The sequence below is a fragment of the Ulvibacter litoralis genome (genome assembly GCF_900102055.1).
Classification (GTDB): Bacteria; Bacteroidota; Bacteroidia; order Flavobacteriales; family Flavobacteriaceae; genus Ulvibacter; species Ulvibacter litoralis.
Map to the genome: position 1 here is coordinate 1 of NZ_FNBA01000024.1, position 4501 is coordinate 4501.

Genomic DNA, 4501 nt, shown 5'->3' on the forward strand with positions numbered 1-4501 from the left:
CTCTGAATAATTTGAACTAAATCGAGAATTGAAAAGGTGTCGCCGCTTCAAGCCGCACACTGCGCCAAGCGCTACAATTATTATACAAACCCGTTAGCCACAATTTCACCAAAAAATGAAAATTGATTATAAATTGGATAGAATTTTCCCATTAATGTTCGTAATTATAGGAATTACTCTAATTATTTGCGGACTAATCCTTTTGGGAACTTTTGACTCAAGAATGAAAATTGGAATTACAATTTTATCAATTGGACTTATAATAGTTTTTACTAGAAAAGGAACAATCGTTGATTTTAATCAACGTAAAATAAAATATTATGTTGGACTTTTCTTTATCAAAATTGGGAACTGGAAAACAATAGAGGAATATACTTTTATCTCATTACTAAAGATAAATCAAAAGAGTTATGGATATAGTAGAACCGGAGTTCAATTCTCTGAAAAAAAGAAAATATATAGAATATGTCTGCTAAATAAGACACATAGAAGTCGATTAAAAATTACAGATTATAAAGACGAAAATAATGCATATTTAGAAGCACAAAGAATTGCTGAAAATTTGAATTTGGAATTTGTAAATTATAGTCCAATATAAAAACTGTGGCTAACACCGTATAATAATCATAGCTCTTGCGAAACTAGAATTAAATTGATTGCAAATATTTAACTATATTGGTTTCTGAAAATTTGAACTCGCTTGCCTTTCTGAGTCTCACGCGGCTCTGAATAATTGGAACTAAGAGGTGTAGTTTGAACTCGTCGCCGCTGCCAGCATCGCGCTGCGCCAAACGCAACGATTATTATACAAACCCGTTAGGGTACATTTACAGAAACCAAGTAAACATCAATGAGATTAACAATTTTAATAGCTACTTTCCTTCTATCGCAACTGACCTTTTCACAGTCAATAGCAAGTTATAACAGCAATGCTACCAAATACGAAAAGAATGCAAATTTTGCTCAAATTATTGAAAAAACGAGTTTTTATAATTCAGACGGAATTAAAACAGAAATTGAGCATAAGGATTTCAATAAGTCAATGCAATTGACAAGTCTAAAAAGGTTCGATGATAAAAATAAATTGATTTGGCTAAATATGTATAAGTATGACAGTTTGCAAAGACGAGTGAGACTTGATAACAAAAGATGGATAAACATAATTGGATATCAAACAAAACACACTGAATATAAATATGATTCAATTGGCAATTTTGTTCAGATAGATTATAATTCCCAAAAACAAATTTCGAATATCGCTCAATACTTCTTGGACAAAGAAAAAAACTTAATTAGACTTGAGAACTTTAATGGAAATGGTAGTTTAATTGGTTATGAAACTGCAAATTACGATTTAGAAAATAACGTCGTCGTCATTAATCAATATAACAATAAAAACGAGCTGGTTAATTCTAACAATAGAGCTATAAGTCATTCTGGAGAGAAAAAACAAAAGACTTCAAATAAATATAATGAACAGGGAGATTTAATATTTTACAAAAGAAATTGGAACGACAAGGATAATGTTTGTTACACAATTGAATATAAGTATGACAAAAAAGGAAATTGGATTTCAAAAAAAAGATATAGCCATATTCAAACTGAAAGCGGAAAGTTGAAAAAGAAAAAAACAAAGATGGTTAAGACGAGAAAAATAAAATATAGAGAATAAAAAACGTACCCTAACAACGTATAAAATTAATTGCTAGTTCTCGCCTACTTACGAAAGTCCTCGCGGACTTTCTATCTGTGATTTATTTGCTAACTTTAGTGCTTAAAACACGCAACTAATCTTATACAAGACCGTTGCCATCAATCGCTCGGATTCTGATTCTTACGAATCGAATCCGAACAGCTTTCTGCTAAGAAACAAGTCGGTCATTCTTACGTCCTTCTGACTGAAAGTTTTATTTAAACCTTTCAATTTATAAGAAATTAAAGTTTCTAAACGGAACTTCCTCTACTCTTTTGATTTCAACGCTTTTCCGAAAAACCTGTTATTGAAAAATATAATTCCAAGACAAATCATTTGGTTCGTGTCTCGCCAAAAATGGCAACAATGTATACTAATCATAGCTTTTACATAATTACTTCGTGTTTAGTACTCAAAAATTACTACTTTAGTTATCGGAACAATACGAACTAGCTTGCCTTTCCGATTCTCACGCGGCTCCGAATAATTGGAACTAAATAAGAAACTGAAAAGATGTCGCCGCTTCAAGCCGCACGCTGCGCCAAGCGCTACAATTATTATACAAACCCGTTACTAAAAATAGCTCGGAAATAAAATCTTCGGATTTTTTTCCGAGCAGATTACTGCTAAGAACAAAGTCGGTCATTCTTACGTCCTTCCGATTGAAAAAAGCTGATTTTGAATTTTCAACTCATAAGATATTCAAGTTTCAATATTGAACTCCTTCTACCCTTCTGATTTTAACGCTTATCCGAAAAACCTCTGAATCTAAATGTAATTCCGAGACAAATTATTTGGTCGTGTCTCGCTACTTGTAGTAACAACGTATAACAATTATTGCTCTTGCGGTAATTACTTGATAATTTCTACAAATATTTAACTATATTGGTTACTGAAAAATAACGTAACGCTTGCCCTTCTGAGTCTCACGCAGCTCTGAATAATTTGGAACTAAGAAGAGAATGAAGAACTTGTCGCTGCTGCCCTCAGCGCGCTGCGCCAAACGCAACAATCGTTATACAAACCCGTTGGCAAACATATAAGAAATAGTGAAGTCCATTAAAATTGTCATATTATTTTTAATATTTTGGAGTTGTTCAAAAGATAAATATGTAACGGACTTTGATGAAACTTTAGGTCCCGAAAACAGCCAAACTCTTACCGAATTAGTAACGGATTTTGAAACTGATTTTTTAAAACGACAATATCCCAAACTAAAAACAGAAAATGCCTACGAACAATTTCTGACAGAATTGCGTGACGGAAAGACTGAAGATTGGAAAAAGATTTCGGAAAAGGCGAGAAAGATTTTTAAATCAAGTGATTTAAAAAATGAGATTTATCGTTATCCAGATTCTGTTTGGATAGTTGAAAATAGCTCTTTAGATAAAAAAGAGGATTCGTTGGAATTATTATATAGTCCTGTACCTTACATCAAATCAAGATATAAATACGACAATCCGGACGGAACTTTTGAATATTTATACTCAAGAAACTATCCAAATATTCTTTCAAATATGGATACTGATTCTATTATCAAATCGGAAATGAAAACACCCGAATTTAATACTATTGGAAAATACATTCAAGCAATTTATCAAATTAAAGAACGAGATACATTTTTCAATAATTTTTATAGACAAAAGCAAAACGGATTTATCAGACCAGAAACTTTGGCGAAAGTTATACTTTATCAAAAAGTAGATTTGAATGATTATCTTGTAAAACGAATTATTGTACTGGAAATAGCATACTGAAAAAATACGTTTGCCAACAAAGTATACCAATCATTGCTCTTGCGGTAATTTCACAATAATTTCTACAAATATTTAACTATATTGATTACTGAAAAATAACGTTACGCTTGCCCTTCTGAGTCTCACGCAGCTCTGAATAATTTGGCGCTAAGAAGAGAATGAAGAACTTGTCGCTGCTGCCCTCAACGCGCTGCGCCAAACGCAACAATCGTTATACAAACCCGTTGCCATTAATATTATAGAAAAACTGCTAAAATCGAACATTTGGCTAAACTAAAAGACTACTTCACTCAATTTGAGTTTATTGAAATTAAATCTCTAATTATTTTTGAATTCAAATTATCGAAATGAAAAAAAGTCCATTAATAATATTGTTTCTAATATTTTCCATAAAAATTTTTTCCCAAGATTTCAAAATTCCCAAAATTGAATGGGAAGGAAAAACAGAAACGGAAAATAATTATGTGGAGTTACTAAAATTAAAAGAAAATAATTCGTTAATAATTAAGATTGGTTATTCTTCATATTGGACAAAAGGACAGAATTCGGAATTCATTGTTTACCAAAATAATGGAAAAGTAAAAAGATTCGTTGTTTACCAACCAAATTCGCCTAAACTAAAAGTAAATGTTAAGAAAAAAAATATTAAGAAAAAAGAATATCAATATTATTGGAATCATTTGAATAATTGCATTGAAGAAAATAAATATAAAATAGAAAAATCTCAATTAAACATCATAGAAAAAAAAGGAAAGGAAAAAGGAACAGTAATAACAAAAGTAATTTCAGATGGAGCGGATTACAGCTTTTGGATTTGTCAAGGAAAGAACTATATCGCTTATGGAAGCTATGAACCGAAATTATTCATAAAGGATAAATTTCCTGGCTGGAAAGAAAGACAAAAACTTGTTGATTTAATGAGTGGATTTGAAAAACTGACTGAAAAATACTAATGGCAACAAAGAACTGAGCTAAAAAACAACTAATTCTAGTTTAATTTTGAAACATAATTTTTATCATACGGTATTCTTGATTTTGAGATGCCATAGGC

4 protein-coding genes are annotated in these 4501 nt (G+C 31.1%); all 4 read left to right on the forward strand.

Features of this window, described 5'->3' with window-relative positions; all coding sequences use genetic code 11:
• Nucleotides 1–115 precede the first annotated feature (115 nt).
• The 4 genes from BLQ00_RS17030 (at nucleotide 116) to BLQ00_RS17045 (ending at nucleotide 4403) form a co-directional block, all read left to right on the forward strand.
• Nucleotides 116–598: a hypothetical protein gene (locus BLQ00_RS17030; protein ID WP_093145521.1), complete on the forward strand. Its 483-nt coding sequence runs from the start codon at nucleotides 116–118 to the stop codon at nucleotides 596–598.
• 252 nt (nucleotides 599–850) lie between these two features.
• Complete coding sequence (locus BLQ00_RS17035) at nucleotides 851–1672, forward strand: hypothetical protein (RefSeq protein WP_093145522.1); 822 nt, start codon at nucleotides 851–853, stop codon at nucleotides 1670–1672.
• 1070 nt (nucleotides 1673–2742) lie between these two features.
• Complete coding sequence (locus BLQ00_RS17040) at nucleotides 2743–3450, forward strand: hypothetical protein (protein ID WP_093145523.1); 708 nt, start codon at nucleotides 2743–2745, stop codon at nucleotides 3448–3450.
• A gap of 347 nt (nucleotides 3451–3797) precedes the next feature.
• Nucleotides 3798–4403 carry a hypothetical protein gene (locus BLQ00_RS17045; protein ID WP_093145524.1) on the forward strand — a complete coding sequence of 202 codons (606 nt, stop codon included), beginning with the start codon at nucleotides 3798–3800 and terminating at the stop codon, nucleotides 4401–4403.
• Nucleotides 4404–4501: the final 98 nt, after the last annotated feature.